We start from the raw sequence: 16,608 nt of genomic DNA on the forward strand, positions 1-16,608 counted from the left end.
TGCGCGCCAAGCCCCCCACCACCCGCACCCGAGGCGACCGCCCGACCCAATGGCGACCTAGTGGAACTGCTCCGCCTCCGTGGAGCCCGCCAGCGCGGTGGTGGAGGAGGCGGGGTTGACCGCGGTCGACACGAGGTCGAAGTAGCCCGTGCCGACCTCACGCTGGTGCTTGACCGCGGTGAACCCGTGCTCCTGCGCCGCGAACTCCCGCTCCTGCAGGTCGACGTACGCGGTCATGCCGTGCTCCGCATAGCCGCGCGCCAGGTCGAACATCCCGTGGTTGAGGGAGTGGAAACCGGCCAGGGTGATGAACTGGAACCTGTAGCCCATCGCCCCGAGCTCCCGCTGGAACTTGGCGATCTGGTCGTCGTCCAGCGCGGCCCGCCAGTTGAAGGACGGCGAGCAGTTGTAGGCCAGCATCTGGTCCGGGTGCTCGGCGTGGATCGCCTCGGCGAACTCGCGGGCCTGCGCCAGGTCAGGGGTGCCGGTCTCCACCCAGATGAGGTCGGCGTAGGGGGCGTAGGCGAGTCCGCGTGCGATCACCGGGGCCATGCCGTTGCGCACCTGGTAGAAGCCCTCCGCCGTCCGCTCGCCGGTCACGAACTCGGCGTCGCGCTCGTCGACGTCGCTGGTGAGGAGGTTGGCGGCGAGTGCGTCCGTGCGGGCCACGATCAGCGTCGGCACATCGGCGATGTCCGCGGCGAGCCGGGCCGCGTTGAGCGTACGGATGTGCTGGGCGGTCGGCACCAGCACCTTGCCGCCGAGGTGGCCGCACTTCTTCTCGGAGGCGAGCTGGTCCTCGTAGTGGATACCGGCCGCGCCCGCCGCGATCATGGCCTTGGTCAGCTCGAAGGCGTTCAGCGGGCCGCCGAAACCGGCCTCCGCGTCGGCGACGACCGGCGCGAGCCAGTCCACCGATCCTTCGCCCTCGCTCGTGGCGATCTGGTCGGCGCGCAGCAGCGCGTTGTTGATCCTGCGCACCACCTGTGGAACGGAGTTGGCCGGGTACAGGCTCTGGTCCGGGTAGGTGTGCCCGGCCTGGTTGGCGTCTGCCGCGACCTGCCAGCCGGACAGGTAGATGGCCTGGAGACCGGCCTTGACCTGCTGGACCGCCTGGCCGCCGGTCAGCGCGCCGAGCGCGTGGACGTAGTCCAGGTCGTGCAGTTGCCGCCACAGCCGCTCGGCCCCGCGGCGCGCCAGGGTGTGCTCCTCGCGGACGCTGCCGGAGAGCCGTACGACGTCGTCGGCGCTGTACGTGCGCTCGATGCCCTGCCACCGGGGATCGGTGGCCCAGCGTCGTGCGAGCTCTTCGGCCGCGTGCTTCCTCGCGTCTGCCATTGCTGTCACCGTCTCCTTGACCGAGTCGTACGTGTGTCGTCTGCCAATGCCCCACGGCCTCGCAGACTGTGGTGGCACGGCGTGTCTTCGATGCCTCCGGCATTGCTCCGGAGGTGCGGCCCACTGTCCCCGCAGAGTGGCGAAGGCGAGCAATGCCAGAGGAGTTTGGTGGGCCGCAGTCAGACTCTGGCACTGGCACGCAGTGCCATCAATCGTGGGCGCGTGCCAACTTCTGCGAATCTTCGAGCCAGGAATTGCCAACCTTGCGAAGGCGATTCGGCGCCCCGATTCCCGTACGCTGACGCTCACCTGGCCCCACGCCGGATCACGGAGGACCACACGGTGAGCAAGACGTACGCGGGCGCGCGACTGCGGCGGCTGCGCGAGGAGCGCCGGATGAGCCAGGCCGAGCTGGCCCGCACCCTGGCCATCTCACCGAGCTACCTCAACCAGATGGAACACGACTCCCGCCCCCTCACCGTGCCCGTCCTGCTCCGGCTGACGGAGACCTTCGGCGTGGACCCGGGCTTCTTCTCGGAGCGGGACGAGACACGGCTCGTGGCGGACCTGAGGGAGGCGCTGGCCGTCGAGCTCGCCGAGGCCCGCGTCTCGCCCTCCGACCTCGCCGAGCTCGCCTCCCGCATGCCCGCGGTCGCACAGGTCCTGGTGGACCTCGGCCGCCGCGGCCAACTCCTGGCCGAACGGCTCGCGGAAGCCGCGGACGGCCGCGACGGCGCCGCCCCCGACCTGCCACGCTCGCCCCACGAGGAGATCCGCGACTTCTTCTACCGCCGCAGGAACTACCTCCACGACACGGACCTCGCCGCCGAGCACCTGGCCGGTGAGCTGGGCATCCGCCCCGGCGAGGTCACCCGCGCCCTGACCGCACGGCTCACCGACGCCCACGGCGTCCGCATGACGGCCGAGACCGGCGACCGCCTCCACCACTACGACGACACGACCCGCACCCTCCACCTGTCCAGCCGACTGCGTCCGGGCCAGCGTGCCTTCCGCATGGCCACCCAGCTCGCGCTCCTCGAACACGGTGACGTCCTCGACCGCCAGGCCGCCGACGACTTCACGCCCGGCACGCCGACCCACGCCCTCGCCCGCATCGGCATCGCCCACTACTTCGCCGCCGCACTCGTCCTGCCGTACCGCGCCTTCCACACGGCGGCCGAAGAGGTCCGCTACGACATCGAACGCCTCACCGACCGATACGGCCTCGGCTACGAGACCGTCTGCCACCGGCTGAGCACCCTGCAACGCCCCCGCTTGCGCGGCGTGCCCTTCTCCTTCGTCCGGGTCGACCGGGCGGGCAACCTCTCCAAGCGGCAGTCCGCCACCGGCTTCCACTTCTCACGGACCGGCGGCACCTGCCCGCTGTGGAACGTGTACGAGGCCTTCGCCGCGCCGGGCCGCATCCACGTACAGATCGCCGAAATGCCCGACGGGCAGCGCTACTTGTGGACCGCACGCGCCATCACCCGGCACCGCGGCGGCTGGGGAGAGCCCGGCAAGACCTTCGCCATCGGACTCGGCTGCGAGATCCGCCACGCCCACCGGACCGTCTACTCCGACGGACTCGACCTCTCCAGCGCTTCGGCCGCCACACCCATCGGCATGGGCTGCCGGGTCTGCGAACGCCTCGACTGCCCGCAGCGAGCCGCACCGCCGCTCGGCCGCCCCCTGCGGATCGACCAGAACAGCAGCACGTTCGTGCCCTACCCGGTGGCCGACGGGCCAAAATGAGTGGCAGGCCCGGCCGTGGCACGGCAAGGTACGGAGGTATGAACGGCGATCGCCGCGACGACGTGCCACCTCTGGAGCAGGCCGACCGAGCAGACCTGCTCGACCGGATGGAACGGAACCTGGCCGAACACGCCTGCCACCTCCATCGGGACCTGCCGGGTGCCACCGTCGTGGCGGCCGACGACCTCCTGATCGCCGACAGCGGCCTCGACGACGACACCTTCAACATCGTCGCCATGGCCCGCTGCACCGCCGAGACCGCCCCGGCACGCATCGCCGTGACCGTACGGGCGCTGGCCGCGACGGGCCGCCCCTTCTCCTGGTGGGTCGGTCCCGCGTCGACCCCGCAGGACCTGTCCGAGCGGCTCGCGGCCGCCGGGCTGCCGACCTCGGAGCACGAGACGGCGATGTGGGCGGAGCTCGACGAGCTCCCACCGCGGACCTCCGTACGCGGACTCGACATCCAGCGCGTGACCACGGCCCGGCAACTCGCCGACTACGCCACCGTTCTCGCCGCGAACTGGACCCCGCCCGCCGAAACCGTCCGCCACTTCCACCACCGGACCGCGCCCCGGGCGCTCGCCCAGGACTGCCCGGCCCACTACCTCGTCGGCTACGTGCACGGCCGCGCGGTCTGCTCCGCCGAGGTGTTCGGGTACGCGGGAGTCGCCGGGATCTACAACATCAGCACGCTGGCCGCACACCGAGGACGCGGCTACGGCGGGGCCGTCACCCTCGCCGCGCTCCACACCGCCCGCGACCTGGGCCACTCCCTGGCGGTCCTCCAGGCGTCGGCCGACGGCGAGCCCGTCTACCGCCGTCTCGGCTTCCGCGCCTGCGGACGGTTCACCGAACACGCCCTGCTCGCCGCCGATTTGCCGCTCAACGCTGCCGGTTGAGCGTCTCGACGGCGCCCAGGGCGTCGCCGATGGTGGCGAAGTCGACGGCGACGAAGTTGACCGGTCGGCCGCGCTCCTTCTCGCAGCGGCGGGCCCGCTCCAGGATGAAGTCGCGCTTGTTCACGACTGCGGCGTCGAGCCTGCTGCCGCCCATGTCGGTGATGAAGTGGTTCAGCAGGAACAGACGCTTGCCGGTGCCGCCGCGATGCGGGACGCAGTTCATCTGCTCGGGCGCGGTGTACGCGAACGGGGTCTCCATGCCGTACCGGTAGAAGTTGCGGTACCAGGGCGCGGGCCCGTCGGCCTGCTCGGCGAAGACCACCAGGCGCCGCCCCGAACCGATCATCTCGCCCAGGGTGGGCCAGGGCCTGTCCGGGTCGGCGTGCGGCGTGAACACCAGCCGCTCAAGACCCGCCCGGCGGAACGCCTGCCGCGTCTGCTCGCCGTCGATGGCGTCCTGGACGACCAGGGTGACGATTTCCCCGGGGTGCTCATCCAGCCAGGTGCCGATCTTGCGCAACGTCTCCACCAGGGGGATCGCCCCGGCCCGGCACACCGCGTGACACAGCCACATACCGGGGCGCGGCGGGTTGGCCCGTTCGACCAGCCGGGTGATCTGCTGCTTCATGTCGGGCGGGAAATCCGCCTCCCGGAGCCGTTCCGACACCTCCGCGGGGGTCTCCCACGTCTGGGTGTCGATCAGGAGGCCGCGGGCCCCGGCATCCAGCTGCGCGACGATGTCCGGGTCCTGGAGCGGGCCGATGAACCGGTCGGCCGTCGTCGACATGGAGTTGTGCGTGGCCAGATAGGCGACCTGGTCGTACCGCCGGTCGCAGAGCGACTCCGAGCCCAGGCACAGCTCGCGGGCCTCTTTGCCCGCCGCCATCGGGGCCAGCACCGCACCCACCATCGCGACGGCCACCAGGACTCCGCCCGCCGTGCCGAAGACCGCGGTCCGCCGCCGCCCCGTCAGCCGCGCCCCGCGCCGCGCCACCACCTTCTCGTACGCCCATGCCGCCCCGGTCAGCGCAAGACCGGCCAGCAGCGGGAGCGCCGCCGTGATCAGCCCCACCGAGGTGAGGGCGTCGGCGCCGCCGTGCTGCACGTCGTCGAGGAGGTCGCGGACCGATGGCGGCCAGCTCGCAGGCGGGCGGACCAGCAGCTCCCCGACCTGCCACCGGGCAAGCGCGAGCACCACGGCGGCCAGCGCGCCACCCGCGGCCAGCGCCGTGCCGACGCGGCGCACCCGCACCGGCCAGGACGCGGAGCCGGTGAAGGCCAGCAGACCTCCCGACGCGAGGGCGAGGACGCAGGCGATGCCCTGGACCCACCCCAGCGCGAGCTTGGTGAAGTGCCGGGCCTGTTCGGCCGCTCCCAGATCGACGCCCGCGGCCGCCAGGTCCGGCACGGCGTTCCAATGGCCGTCGTCCGTGAGGACCGACAGATCGGAGGCGGCGCCGCTCACCCGGTCGCCCAGCGCGTACGGCCCCACGGCCGCGAGCGCCGACGCCACGTCGCCGGTCCCCAGCGACGCCTCCACCTGGGGGCGCAGGGCCGCCCGCCGGTCCTCCGGGACGGGTCCCATGAGCCACTCGGCCGCCTGCCGCGCGGTGGTGGGTTCGAGGCGCAGCTCGGGGAGGTTCTCGGGACGGCGGCCACGGGAGATGTCGTCCAGAGCGGCCGTCAGCTCCCGTGCGAAGGCGGCGAAGTCGGGGGACTGCCGACCCTGGGCGGAGGCGACCAGGTCGCCCAGGTAGATCTCGGCGAAGCTGCCGATGTTCGTCAGGACGGGCCGCAGGTCGACGGAGAGACGAAGGTGCGGCTCCGCCCCGCGTAGGTAGCCCACGGCGTGACCGATCTGCTCGTCCACCAGGGTGCGCAGGGTGGCGGGCGGCAGCACGTTCTTCAGGTTCGCGGTCACCTGCGCCTCGGGCACCGGCAGCCTGCCGAGGAGGTCACGGGTGACCCGCGCCGTCGCCGGATCCACGAGCACCTCGTCGTACAGCCGCTCGTAGGCACCCTGTTCGTCCAGTACGGCCTGGTAGAAGGCGCGGTTCAGCACCGTCGCGCGGGCACACCCGGCGAGGACCAGCACGAACGTCGCCAGGGTCAGCACACCCCAGGCCACCGGCCGCACCCAGGACCGCCGTCGCCCCGCTGCCGTGGCGCCCCGGTCCTCCGTGTCGCTGCCACTCACGGAACGATCATCCGCCGGGCAGGGACGCGGCGCCACACCGCCCCGTCAGCTCCGGCACTCCCCGGCCCGGCGGCCCGCCCCGCTGAGCAGGTCGACCCGCTGCCCCGCCCCCTCCTTGAGGACGTAGAGGGTGCCGTCGTCGGGCGTCCAGTCGCGCGGCACGAGGAAGACGCGGTCTCCGGAGACGTGGAACAGACGCAGTCCCCCGTACTCGTACGCGAACTGGCTCCCCTTGTCGGTGACCCGCCGGAAACAGCTGCCGCCGCCCCGGATCATCAGGTCCTTCTCGCTGAAGACGACGACGGCGGGGAACTCGCTGCGGAGGGTCCGCTCGGTCAGCTCCGCGCGGCCCCGGCCCGCGATCGCCGCGTACGCCGACACGGCCCAGAACAGCGACAGCACGCAGACGAAGAGGGTGAGCCCCCACAGCCGCAGGTCCCGGCGTGCGCGCGTGCGGGCGTACGCGTTGAGCGCGAGGCCGCCGATCGCGGTGAGCGGCAGCACCAGGTCGAACAGCCAGGGGCTGAGCGGATACAGCGGTACGAGGGCGAGCGGGACGGCCCAGGCGAACCGCAGGACACGCACCGCGCGCGCCAGCCTGTCCGGTTCGCCCGCCGTCCAGCGCAGCAGCCCGAGCGTCCCCAGCGCGACACCCGCCGCGAGCCAGGCCGGGAGGTAGAGGGCCCCGACGCTGCGCAACAGATAGTCGCTGGTGGAAAGGTGGAAGACGGTGTCACGCAGCCCGAGCGCCTTGGTCTCGGCGTCCGTGCTCGCCCAGCCGAAGTAGAACAGGACGGCGGTGAGGAGGGTGACGAGGGACCCGACGGCACCGAGGATCTCTACCCAGCCGACGTGGGGTTCGGTGGGGGATGGGGCTGGGTCCGGGGTGGGGGCGGGTGCAGGGATACGGGCGGGGCCGGGGGTTGGGGCGGGGGAGGGGCGGGGGCTTGGGGCAGGTTCCGGGTGTGGGGGTGGGTGCGGGGCTGGTTGGGGGGCCGGGGGCGGGTCCGGGTTTGGTGCTGGTGCTGGTGCTGGTGCTGGTGCTGGTGTCGGGTTCGGTGCCGGGTCCGGGTTCGGTTGTGGTGTCAGGTCCGGGCGCGGGGCCGGGCGCGGGTCCGGGGTTGGCGCCGGTGCCGGTGTCAGGTCTGGGCCCGGTGCGGGTGCCGGAGGTGGCTCGGGGGGCGAGGGCCGGGGGTCGCTCATCGGGCCAGCGAGTCGCTCGGCTCGGGCAGGGAGGGCGAACGTGACGAGAGCGAAGGCGCCGGGGACTGGGGGAAGCCGCTCCAGTCCAGGGTGAACGCTGCCTGCTTGGTCACCCTCGCGCCGCTCCTCGTCACGAGCGTCACGTCGATGGACGTCGGGCGTCGGCCGCCGAAGCCGTCGGGACCCGGCAGGTCCACGGAGACCGCCGCGTCCTTGCAGCACTTCTCCCTCTCGTTCTCGTCGCCGAAGGGCCTGAGGACCAGCGGTTCCGGCATCTCGGCGGCGCGGAGTTCCACGGCGCGGGGGACGTCGGGCCAGGTGCCCTGGAGACCGAGCGTCGAGCCGGGCGCGACGCTCGCCTCGGTGGCGGCGATCTTGTTGTCGCAGGCCGCGGCCCCCGTCGCGGAGGACCGCAGCACCACCTGGTCGCCGGGATGCCGCTGGTAGTAGGCGACGAAGCGCTGCAGGACCGCGAAGGCGTCGCCGTCCTTGCAGAGGTATGCGGTGGCCGCGGGCCGATAGCCCGCCGAGCGCAGCCCCGCTTCGGCCCGGGTGGCGATGCCAAGACCGCCCGGCTCGCCGTGTGCGGCCTTGCAGATCCCGGCAAGCCCTTCGATGACCTTCCAGGCCTGCAGGGTCCCCGAGTTCTCGGGGCGTTGCCCGGGGTCGGTCGCGCTGTTGTAGGGCTGCTGGCAATCGCCCTGCTGGAGCAGGTCGTACATGCTGTCCGGCTCGGGCGCGTCGTCCGTGTTGGGCGACTTGGGCCCCCAGGGCAGCCAGCCGGGCGGAGTCCCGCCCCCGCGGCCCCCGCCGCCGCTGTTGCCGCCCCGGCCCTTCCCACCGTCGCCGCCACCGGTGTGCCAGGAGCCTCCCGTCGACCCGTTCGTTCCCCCGCCCGTCGCCCCGCCGGTCGCGTCGCCCCCGCCCGAGCCGCCGCTCCCGCCCGTGATGTCGGAGCCACCGCCGCCGGTACTCGTCCCCGTACTGGTGCCCCCGCCCGAGGAGTCACCACCCGAGGAGCCACCACCGCCTCCGCGCACCCCGCCGTCGTGCGACGCGACTCCCCGTATCCCGAAGAACAGCCCCACCACCAGGACGAATCCCATGGCGGCAAAGGCCCAGACAGGCACCCGATCGGCACCCGAACCGGAGCGAACACCCATGACGGAACCCCCGTTTCGCCTCCTTCCCATGATGCTGCGGAGGGACGGCGCCCGGAATCCCTTTCGGCCGAGTCGGCCCGTGGGGGTTCACCGATGTGCTGGGCGCCAGTACAGCGCGGGATCCGGGTGGTCGACGAAGCCCAGGTCCCGGTAGAGCGGCTCGCCTTCGTGGGAGGCGTACAGGTCGACTCGGGAGGCGTCCTGCGCGCGGAACCAGTCGAGCAGCGCCCGCATGACGGCCCGGCTGTGGCCGCGCCGCCGGTACGCGGGGTCGGTGACCACGCCGATGACGTGGCCGACCCGGCCGGTGAGGTTGTGCGGGCCGGGGAACCACTGTTCGACGGTGCCGATGCCGCAGGCCGCGAGCCCGTGTTCGCCGTCCACGACGAGGATGCGGGCGGCGTCCGCCGTCAGCTGTGCCTGGAGCACGGAGGCGAGGTTGTGACGCCAGTCGTTCCGGTCAGGATCGTCCGGCGCGGGGTTGAAGTAGTCGCCGCTGCGGGTCTCGAAGAGCAGTGCCCGCAGGCGTACGAGTTCGGGAAGGTCGGCCTCCACCGCCCGGCGAACGGTGGTGCGGGGCATGGTGAGTTGTCCGGTGGGCTGGTTCATGACGATCACCCTTGAGTAAGGGTCTTGTACAACACAACCCTTACTGGATGAAGGTGCCGCATCTCTGTTGATCGCGGGCGAGGGTGCGGGATAGGAAGGCGCCATGACGACTCTTGGCGTGGTGTTCCGTCCGCAACTTCCCCCCGAGCGCCTGCGCGCGATGGTCCGCACGGCCGAGGACGCCGGACTCGCGGAGCTGTGGCTCTGGGAGGACTGCTTCCTGGAGAGCGGCATCGCGGCCGCGGCCGCCGCCCTCGCCTGGTCCGAGCGGCTGCGCGTGGGGGTCGGCCTGCTGCCCGTGCCGCTGCGGAACGTCGCCCTCACCACCATGGAGGCGGCCACGCTGCACCGGCTGTTCCCGGACCGCGTCATGCTCGGCGTCGGGCACGGCGTGCAGGACTGGATGGGGCAGGTGGGGGCGCGGGCGGAGTCGCCGGTCACGCTCCTGCGCGAACACCTCGACGCGATGCGGGCCCTGCTGGCGGGCGAGCGCGTCACGACTCAGGGGCGGTACGTCCGGCTCGACGGCGTCGCGCTCGACTGGCCGCCCGCCTCGGTCCCCGCGGTCTACGCGGGCGCGCGGGGGCCGCGCTCGCTGCGGCTCACCGGAGAGTCCGCGGACGGCACCATCCTGGACGCGAGCACGACGCCGGACGGCGTGCGCAGGGCCCGCCAACTCATCGACGAGGGACGGGAGTCGGCCGGGCGTACGGGCACCCACCGCGTGGTGGTCTACCTGCTCACCGCGACCGGACCCGATGCGGAGGCCCGGCTGCGGGCCGAGCTCCGGAGCGAGGGCAAGGAAGACGTCGCCGGGCTCGGAGTCGCCGGGGACGCCGAGGACGTGGCGAAGGCCGTCCGGCGGCTCGCCGAGGCGGGGGCCGACACGGTCGTCCTGCAGCCCACCGCCGACGAACCGGACCCGGAGGGGTTCATCCGCTTCGTCACGGACGAGGTGCGCCCGCTGATGTCGTGACGCGGCGCACCAGCGCCCGGCCGCGCCTGGCGGCAGGTCGCCCACCCCATCGGCACCCTTTAGGCTCCTGAGCATGGGACATAAGGATGCCGATGGGACCGCCGACGCCGCCGGAGGGCCCGCGGAAGCACTCGGCGGCGGGCACGGCACGGGCGGTACGACCGGTGCCGCCTCGCTGGACCTCAACCAGCTCCGCACCTTCCTCGCGGTCTACCGCTCCGGATCCTTCACCGCGGCTGCCCGCCTCCTGAGCCTGTCCCAGCCCACGGTCACCGCTCAGATCCGCTCCCTGGAGCGCAGGCTCGACCGGGAACTGTTCGAGCGGCTCCCGCGCGGCGCGGCCCCCGCGCCCTTCGCCGACGAGCTGGCGTCCCGGATCGTGGAGCCCCTGGACGCCCTCGCCGAGATCGCGGGGCACGGCGGTGACAGTTCCGCCGAGCCGGTCCACGTGGCGGGCCCGGCGGAGCTCCTCTCCCACTGCGTGCTGCCCCGGATCGCTCCGCTGGTGGAGAAGGGCGTGGTGCTGCGGATCGCGACCGGCCTGACGGACGACCTCCTGGAGGAGATGCGCGCGGGACGGCACGACCTGCTGATCGCCACGGCTCGCCCCCGCGGCCGGGCGCTGGCCGCCGTGCCCCTGGCCGACGAGGAGTTCGTCCTGGTCACGACTGCGGCCTGGGCGGAGCGGATCGGCGGGGCTGCGCGAATCGCCGCCGACGGTCCCGCGGCGCTGCACGGCGTCCCGCTGGTGGCGTACGCCGAGGACCTGCCCATCGTCCGCCGCTACTGGCGTCACGTCTTCGGCAAGCGCCTGGTCTGCAAGCCCGCCGTCACCATGCCCGATCTGCGCGCGGTCAAGGCTGCCGTCGTGGGCGGCGCGGGATTCAGTGTGCTGCCCCGCTACCTGTGTCTCGACGAGCTGGCGTCGGGCGCGCTGCTCCTCCTCAACGACCCGGACGACCCGCCCATCAACACCGGCTACCTCGTCCAGCGGCCCGGCTCCGCGGACAACCCGCACGTCGCCCTGGTCAGGGACCACCTGCTGGAGTCCGCGCGCGGCTGGTAGCGGGTGCGGCCGGGGAACCGTCGGCCGGGCTTCGGGGGAGCCGCCGGTGTCAGGCCCCGGGCGACGGGTCCCGCAGCTGCAGCCCGTTCGCCCAGATCGTGTTGAGCGTCGTGACGAGCCGCTCGTACGGGATGCGCTGCCCGAGCACGAACACCATGTAGGCCATGCGGCTCACCATCACGGACAGGGCGTGCGCGGTGACGAGGGGGTCCAGGCTCGTGTCGGCCTGGCCGTTCTCCTGGAGGGTCCGGATCAGCTTGGCGTTGCGCCGGGCGAACGCGTTGCCGCGCTCGATGCGCAGCGCCATGAACTGCTCGTCGACCTGGGCGACTTGCTCGAACAGCGCCATGAGGCGGGCGTTCTTCTTGTACGCGCGCAGGTACTCGCGGTTCGACGCGTCGATGAGCTTGCGGGGGTCGGTGATGCCGGTGCGCTCCCGCAGGTGCGGGTGGAGCATCTCCTCCTGCACCTGCTCGACCAGCGCCTGGAAGATCTCTTCCTTGCTGTTGAAGTACGTGTAGAACGACCCGGAGGCGACGTGCGCCGCCTTGGAGATGTCCGTGATGCGGGCGTCCAGATATCCGTCGCGTTCGAACACCTCGCGGGCGGCGGCGATCAGCGCGTTGCGCGTCCTGACGCCACGGGCGCTGCGGGGCGTGATCGGTTGCTTCTGACCGCCGTCTGCGGCCGGGGCCTGGGCAGCCACTGCGATCCATTCACTGTCGGTCGAACCTGTACGTATCGGTGGCAGCGGATGTTATCAGCCGACCGTGGAGAGGAACTCGAGGAGAGCGGCGTTCACGTCCTCGGGTCGCTGCTGCTGGATCCAGTGGCCCGCGCCGTCGAGCACGAGGTGACCCCGCTGGTCCGTCAGCATCAGGTCGTGGTCCTTCGTCGGCATGAACTGCCCGACGGGGTCCTTGGACCCGGTGATGAACAGCGAGGGCTGCGTGATCCGGCGGTCGGCCAAGTGCTCGGTGAGCTCCCAGTTGCGGTCGAGGTTCCGGTAGTAGTTGAGCCCGCCGGTGAATCCGGTGTGCTCGAACGTGTCGACGTAGTAGGCGAGTTCCTCGTCGTCGAGCCACGGCGGGGGCGATGTCGGCGCCTCGTCCCGCCCGGCCCACCGGGCGGACCAGATCTCCTTCGCGGTGAGCGTCCTGCGCACGTTCCGGCTCAGGGCGGCGTCCGCGACGCCGGGCTCCTGGAACCACACCATGTAGAAGTCGTCGCCGAGGCGCTTGCGCAGGATCGGGATCGGGGGCGCCGGGGCCCGCCGCGCCACCGGCACGCTCATCCCGGCCACCGCACGCACCCGCTCCGGATGGGCCAGCGCGAGCTGCCACACCACGGCGGCGCCCCAGTCGTGCCCCACGAAGACGGCGTCGTCCGCGCCCACGTCGTCCAGGACCGCGGTCAGGTCGCCGCAGAGCGTGAGGATGTCGTACGCGTCGGGGTCGGCCGGGCGTCCACTCCCACCGAAGCCGCGCATGTCGGGGACGAGGACGCGGTACCCCGCACTTGCCAGCGCGAAGAGCTGGTGGCGCCAGGAGAACGCCAGCTCGGGAAAGCCGTGGCACAGGACCACCGGGGGCCTGCCCGGCCGTCCGTCGCCGTGGTCGAAGACGCGGAGCGTGACGTCGCCCGAGGTGACCTCGCGCGTCGCGACGCTCTCCCACTCGGCGATGGTGACGTGTGTCGACATGTGCAGAACCTCCGTGGTCCGCAGGTGGCGGCGCGGCTGACTGGCGGCGGCCGGGGCCGTGTTCAACGTATTGAACTTGACGTTGGGTTCATATGTACAGGTGCCCGGGGCGCCGGGGGTGCCCCGGGCGCGGCGCGATCCGTCGGCAGCTCCCGGACCCTTGAACTTGAACCCGGATTCAAATACGTTGGCGGAACCCGAGACGAATGAAGGTGCGGTGCGATGAGTGACGTGGGGAGTGCCGAGCGGACGCGGTGTGCGGTCCTGTTCGACTTCGGCGGGGTCCTGACCACCAGCGTCGTCGTCGCCTTCGAGGAGCTCGGCACGGAACTGGCCGACGATCCACGGCTGTTGCTCCGGCTCCTCTCCCGGGACGAGGAGAGCCGCACGCTGCTCGTGGCGCACGAGGAGGGCCGCGTCGGCGAGCGCGAGTTCGAGAACGGGTTCGCGGCGCGGCTGCGGGCCCACGGAGCGGCGGCGGAGGGGCCGGGCCTGGTGCGCCGCATCCAGTCCCTGCTGCACCCCGACCCCGGCATGATCGCCCTGGTGGCGAAGGTCCGGGCCGACGGCCACCGCGTGGGACTGCTCTCCAACTCGCTCGGCGACCACTGCTACGACGGCTTCGACCTGCCCGCGATGTTCGACGCCGTGACGGTGTCCGGGGAGATCGGGGTGCGCAAGCCGTCGCGCCGCGCGTATGCCGTCGCGTGCGAGCGTCTCGGCGTACGGCCCGAGGACACCGTGATGGTGGACGACCTGCCGCAGAACATCGTGGCGGCGGAGCGGGTCGGCATCGCCGGGGTCGTGCACCGCGACGCGCCCACGACGGCGGCGCAGCTGGCGCGGCTGCTCGCGCCGGCCACCGGCGCGTGAGGCCGCCCGACGGCTCGACGACCCGCCCGCCCGGCGGTGTATCCACCGGGCGAGCCCGGGGCCCAGACTCAGCTCCGGACCATGATTGCCGGACCCAAGACCGTTGGAGGACGACCCGTGTTCGACGTGACCGACAGGGCCAAGGAGTACCAGGAGCGGCTGCTCGCCTTCATGGACGAGCACATCTACCCCGCCGAGGCGGTGTACGACGCGCAGATGGCGGAGTCGGGCGATCCGCACTTCCACCCGCCGGTCCTCGAAGAGCTCAAGGCCGAGGCGAGGAAGCAGGGCCTGTGGAACCTCTTCCACCCCCACCCGGAGTGGGGCCCCGGCCTGACCAACCTGGAGTACGCCACGCTGGCCGAGATCATGGGCCGCAGCGCGCACCTCGCCCCCGAGGCGACCAACTGCAACGCGCCGGACACCGGCAACATGGAGGTCCTCACGCTCTTCGGCACCGAGGAGCACAAGGAGAAGTGGCTGAAGCCGCTGCTCGCCGGTGAGATCGCCTCCGCGTTCGCCATGACCGAGCCCGCCGTCGCCAGCTCCGACGCCCGCAACATCGAGATGCGGATGGTCCGCGACGGCGACGACTACGTCCTCAACGGCCGCAAATGGTGGACCTCCAACGCCCTGCACAGGAACTGCCGGGTGCTCATCGTCATGGGCAAGACCGACCCGGAGGGGCCGGGCCACCGCCAGCAGAGCATGATGGTCGTCCCGCTCGACACCCCCGGCGTCACGGTCCTGCGCAACCTCCCCGTCTTCGGCTACCAGGACCGCGAGGGCCACGCGGAGGTGCTCTTCGAGGACGTACGCGTCCCCGTCACCGCCCTGCTCGCGGGCGAGGGCGACGGCTTCATGATCAGCCAGGCGAGGCTCGGGCCCGGCCGCATCCACCACTGCATGCGCACGATCGGCATGGCGGAGCGCGCCCTGGACCTGATGATCGACCGCGCCCAGTCGCGTACGACGTTCGGCGCGCCGCTCGCCGACCGGGCCAACATCCAGGACTGGATCGCCGAGTCCCGCGTCGAGATCGACATGGCACGTCTGCTGACCCTCAGGGCCGCGTACCTGATGGACACAGTCGGCAACAAGGAAGCCCGCACCGAGATCGCCGCCATCAAGGTCGCCGCCCCCGAGGTCGCCCTCAAGGTCGTCGACCGGGCGATCCAGGTGCACGGCGGCGGCGGTGTCAGCGACGACTTCCCGCTCGCCAGCATGTACGCCCATCTGCGCACCCTGCGGCTCGCGGACGGCCCCGACGAGGTGCACAAGCGCGCGATCGCGCTGCGGGAGCTGCGGCGCCGCGAAAACGAGCGGAGCGGTCGATGAGCAGCTCTAGTAGCTCTAGTGGTTCTAACAACCCGAGCAGCCCCGGCGGACCGCTCGCCGGGAAGGTCGCCGTCGTCACGGGCGCCTCGCGGGGCATCGGCCTCGCGGCCGCCGCCGCTCTGCGTGACCGCGGGGCACAGGTCGTGGTCACCTCCCGCAGCGAGGAGCGGGCCAAGGAGGCCGCGGCCCAACTGGGCGGCGACGTCGTGGGGTTCGGCGCGCACGCCACCGACGAGAACGCCGCGCGCGCCTGCGTCGACCACACCGTCGCGACGTACGGCAGCCTGGACATCCTCGTCAACAATGCCGGTACGAACCCCGCGTACGGCCCGGTCATCGACCAGGACCACGGACGCTTCGCCAAGACGATGGACGTCAACCTCTGGGCGCCCATCCTGTGGACGTCGCTCGCCGTGAAGGCGTGGATGGGCGAGCACGGCGGGTCCGTCGTCAACACCGCATCCATCGGCGGCCTTTCGGTCGCCCAGGACGTCGGCATCTACCACGTCTCCAAGGCCGCACTCATCCACCTCACCAAGCAACTCGCCCTGGAACTGGCCCCGAAGGTCCGCGTGAACGCGATCGCCCCCGGAGTCGTCCGCACCAAGCTCGCCGAGGCGCTGTGGGAGGAGAACGAGGCACGGGTCGCCGCGGCCACCCCGCTGGGCCGCATCGGCGAACCGGAGGACCTGGGGGAGGCGGTGGCGTTCCTCGCCGGGGACGGCGCCCGCTGGATCACGGGGGAGACCCTCGTCGTGGACGGAGGCCAGCTCCTTGGGGGCGGGCCCCTGTGACGGCTGCCCCGGGTGGGTGTAGGCCCGGTAGGCCCCCCGGGCCCGGGGGGGGCACCAGTCGCGGCGGCCTCTGGGCAGCAGGGGCAGCCGTATGCTGCGGGCTGATGCTGAGCGGTCCCGCCTTCGCTGCCACCGCCACCACTGTGCCCGCCGCCCATGAGTCGTCCGCGCAGCCGCGGCACGAGGAGCGCGGGCGGGGCACGCTGGTCTCCGCACGGACGGCCCACCACGGCGAGCGGGCTGCTCGTGCTTCCGCTGGGCGGCGAGAGGCGGCTGCAGGCGGTCGCCTTCGCGCACGGCACCGGCAGCCACAAGAGCGATGCCCCGTCCATGCGGCGCGGCGCCTTCCTGTCCGCGCCGGTGATCGCACATGCGTCGGCGGGGGCCGCGGGTGTCGCGCCCGACTACCTGGGTCTTGGCAAGGGGCCCGGCCTGCACCCCTGAATGGACATCGGCTCCGAGACGACGGCATTCCTGGACATGCTGCGGGCGGCCCGAGCCTTCGCCCCGTGCGCCGGACATCTGCTGGAGCGGAAGGTCATGGCCACCGGCTTCTCGCAGGGCGCGTCGGCGGCACTGGGGCTCGGCCGGGCTCTTCAGGCGGGTGCGGACCGTTGGTTCAGGCTGGGCGCGCTGGCGCCGGTCAGCGGGGCCGCCGGGCCCGTGCTGCCCCGGAGCCTCAGGTGCGGCTTGCCGTT

Annotated in this window: 15 protein-coding genes; 8 read left to right on the plus strand and 7 right to left on the minus strand. The window is 72.3% G+C overall.

All coding sequences use genetic code 11. The features are described 5' to 3' along the window. Positions 1-57 precede the first annotated feature (57 nt). A complete protein-coding gene (aceA, locus tag ABZV77_RS13445; RefSeq protein ID WP_356254859.1) occupies positions 58-1,338 on the minus strand; it encodes an isocitrate lyase in 1,281 nt (426 codons plus the stop codon). A 342-nt stretch (positions 1,339-1,680) separates the two neighbouring features. On the opposite strand from aceA, the gene ABZV77_RS13450 reads away from it, so the two are divergent. Both ABZV77_RS13450 and ABZV77_RS13455 read left to right on the plus strand, forming a co-directional pair. Next, positions 1,681-3,090: a short-chain fatty acyl-CoA regulator family protein gene (locus ABZV77_RS13450; protein WP_356254862.1), complete on the plus strand. Its 1,410-nt coding sequence runs from the start codon at positions 1,681-1,683 to the stop codon at positions 3,088-3,090. 107 nt (positions 3,091-3,197) lie between these two features. Then, positions 3,198-3,989, plus strand: a complete 792-nt coding sequence (locus tag ABZV77_RS13455) for a GNAT family N-acetyltransferase (protein WP_356256027.1) — start codon at positions 3,198-3,200, stop codon at positions 3,987-3,989. Here the strand turns inward: ABZV77_RS13455 and ABZV77_RS13460 are convergent. The 4 genes from ABZV77_RS13460 to ABZV77_RS13475 form a co-directional block, all read right to left on the minus strand. Continuing rightward, the gene (locus ABZV77_RS13460; RefSeq protein WP_356254865.1) at positions 3,973-6,186 is read right to left on the minus strand and encodes a hypothetical protein; all 2,214 of its coding nucleotides are present in this window, start codon (positions 6,184-6,186) and stop codon (positions 3,973-3,975) included. The two genes, ABZV77_RS13455 and ABZV77_RS13460, sit on opposite strands and share 17 nt — an antisense overlap. Before the next feature lie 45 nt (positions 6,187-6,231). After that, positions 6,232-6,885, minus strand: a complete 654-nt coding sequence (locus ABZV77_RS13465; RefSeq protein WP_356254868.1) for a hypothetical protein — start codon at positions 6,883-6,885, stop codon at positions 6,232-6,234. Between the two features lie 500 nt (positions 6,886-7,385). After that, positions 7,386-8,495 carry a hypothetical protein gene (locus ABZV77_RS13470; protein ID WP_356254871.1) on the minus strand — a complete coding sequence of 370 codons (1,110 nt, stop codon included), beginning with the start codon at positions 8,493-8,495 and terminating at the stop codon, positions 7,386-7,388. Between the two features lie 144 nt (positions 8,496-8,639). Beyond that, complete coding sequence (locus ABZV77_RS13475; protein ID WP_356254874.1) at positions 8,640-9,161, minus strand: GNAT family N-acetyltransferase; 522 nt, start codon at positions 9,159-9,161, stop codon at positions 8,640-8,642. A gap of 103 nt (positions 9,162-9,264) precedes the next feature. On the opposite strand from ABZV77_RS13475, the gene ABZV77_RS13480 reads away from it, so the two are divergent. Then, the gene (locus tag ABZV77_RS13480; protein ID WP_356254877.1) at positions 9,265-10,137 is read left to right on the plus strand and encodes an LLM class flavin-dependent oxidoreductase; all 873 of its coding nucleotides are present in this window, start codon (positions 9,265-9,267) and stop codon (positions 10,135-10,137) included. A 73-nt stretch (positions 10,138-10,210) separates the two neighbouring features. Next, complete coding sequence (locus ABZV77_RS13485) at positions 10,211-11,203, plus strand: LysR family transcriptional regulator (protein ID WP_356254880.1); 993 nt, start codon at positions 10,211-10,213, stop codon at positions 11,201-11,203. 49 nt (positions 11,204-11,252) lie between these two features. Here ABZV77_RS13485 and ABZV77_RS13490 read toward each other — a convergent pair whose 3' ends face one another. Together ABZV77_RS13490 and ABZV77_RS13495 are read right to left on the minus strand one after the other, a co-directional pair. After that, positions 11,253-11,909: a TetR/AcrR family transcriptional regulator gene (locus tag ABZV77_RS13490; protein ID WP_356254883.1), complete on the minus strand. Its 657-nt coding sequence runs from the start codon at positions 11,907-11,909 to the stop codon at positions 11,253-11,255. Positions 11,910-11,963: 54 nt separating this feature from the next. Further along, positions 11,964-12,905 carry an alpha/beta hydrolase gene (locus ABZV77_RS13495; protein WP_356254885.1) on the minus strand — a complete coding sequence of 314 codons (942 nt, stop codon included), beginning with the start codon at positions 12,903-12,905 and terminating at the stop codon, positions 11,964-11,966. Between the two features lie 222 nt (positions 12,906-13,127). On the opposite strand from ABZV77_RS13495, the gene ABZV77_RS13500 reads away from it, so the two are divergent. The 4 genes from ABZV77_RS13500 to ABZV77_RS13515 all read left to right on the plus strand — a co-directional run bounded on the left by ABZV77_RS13500 (position 13,128) and on the right by ABZV77_RS13515 (position 16,354). Next, positions 13,128-13,778 (plus strand): HAD family phosphatase, encoded by a 651-nt coding sequence (locus ABZV77_RS13500; protein WP_356254888.1) that lies wholly within the window; start codon positions 13,128-13,130, stop codon positions 13,776-13,778. 117 nt (positions 13,779-13,895) lie between these two features. Then, complete coding sequence (locus ABZV77_RS13505) at positions 13,896-15,116, plus strand: acyl-CoA dehydrogenase family protein (protein WP_356254891.1); 1,221 nt, start codon at positions 13,896-13,898, stop codon at positions 15,114-15,116. Continuing rightward, positions 15,113-15,910 (plus strand): SDR family oxidoreductase, encoded by a 798-nt coding sequence (locus ABZV77_RS13510; protein WP_356254894.1) that lies wholly within the window; start codon positions 15,113-15,115, stop codon positions 15,908-15,910. Before ABZV77_RS13505 ends, ABZV77_RS13510 begins: the two co-directional genes overlap by 4 nt. A 156-nt stretch (positions 15,911-16,066) precedes the next feature. Next, positions 16,067-16,354 (plus strand): hypothetical protein, encoded by a 288-nt coding sequence (locus ABZV77_RS13515; RefSeq protein WP_356254896.1) that lies wholly within the window; start codon positions 16,067-16,069, stop codon positions 16,352-16,354. Positions 16,355-16,608: the final 254 nt, after the last annotated feature.

This window comes from Streptomyces sp. NPDC004732 (assembly GCF_040609235.1).
Lineage (GTDB): Bacteria > Actinomycetota > Actinomycetes > Streptomycetales > Streptomycetaceae > Streptomyces.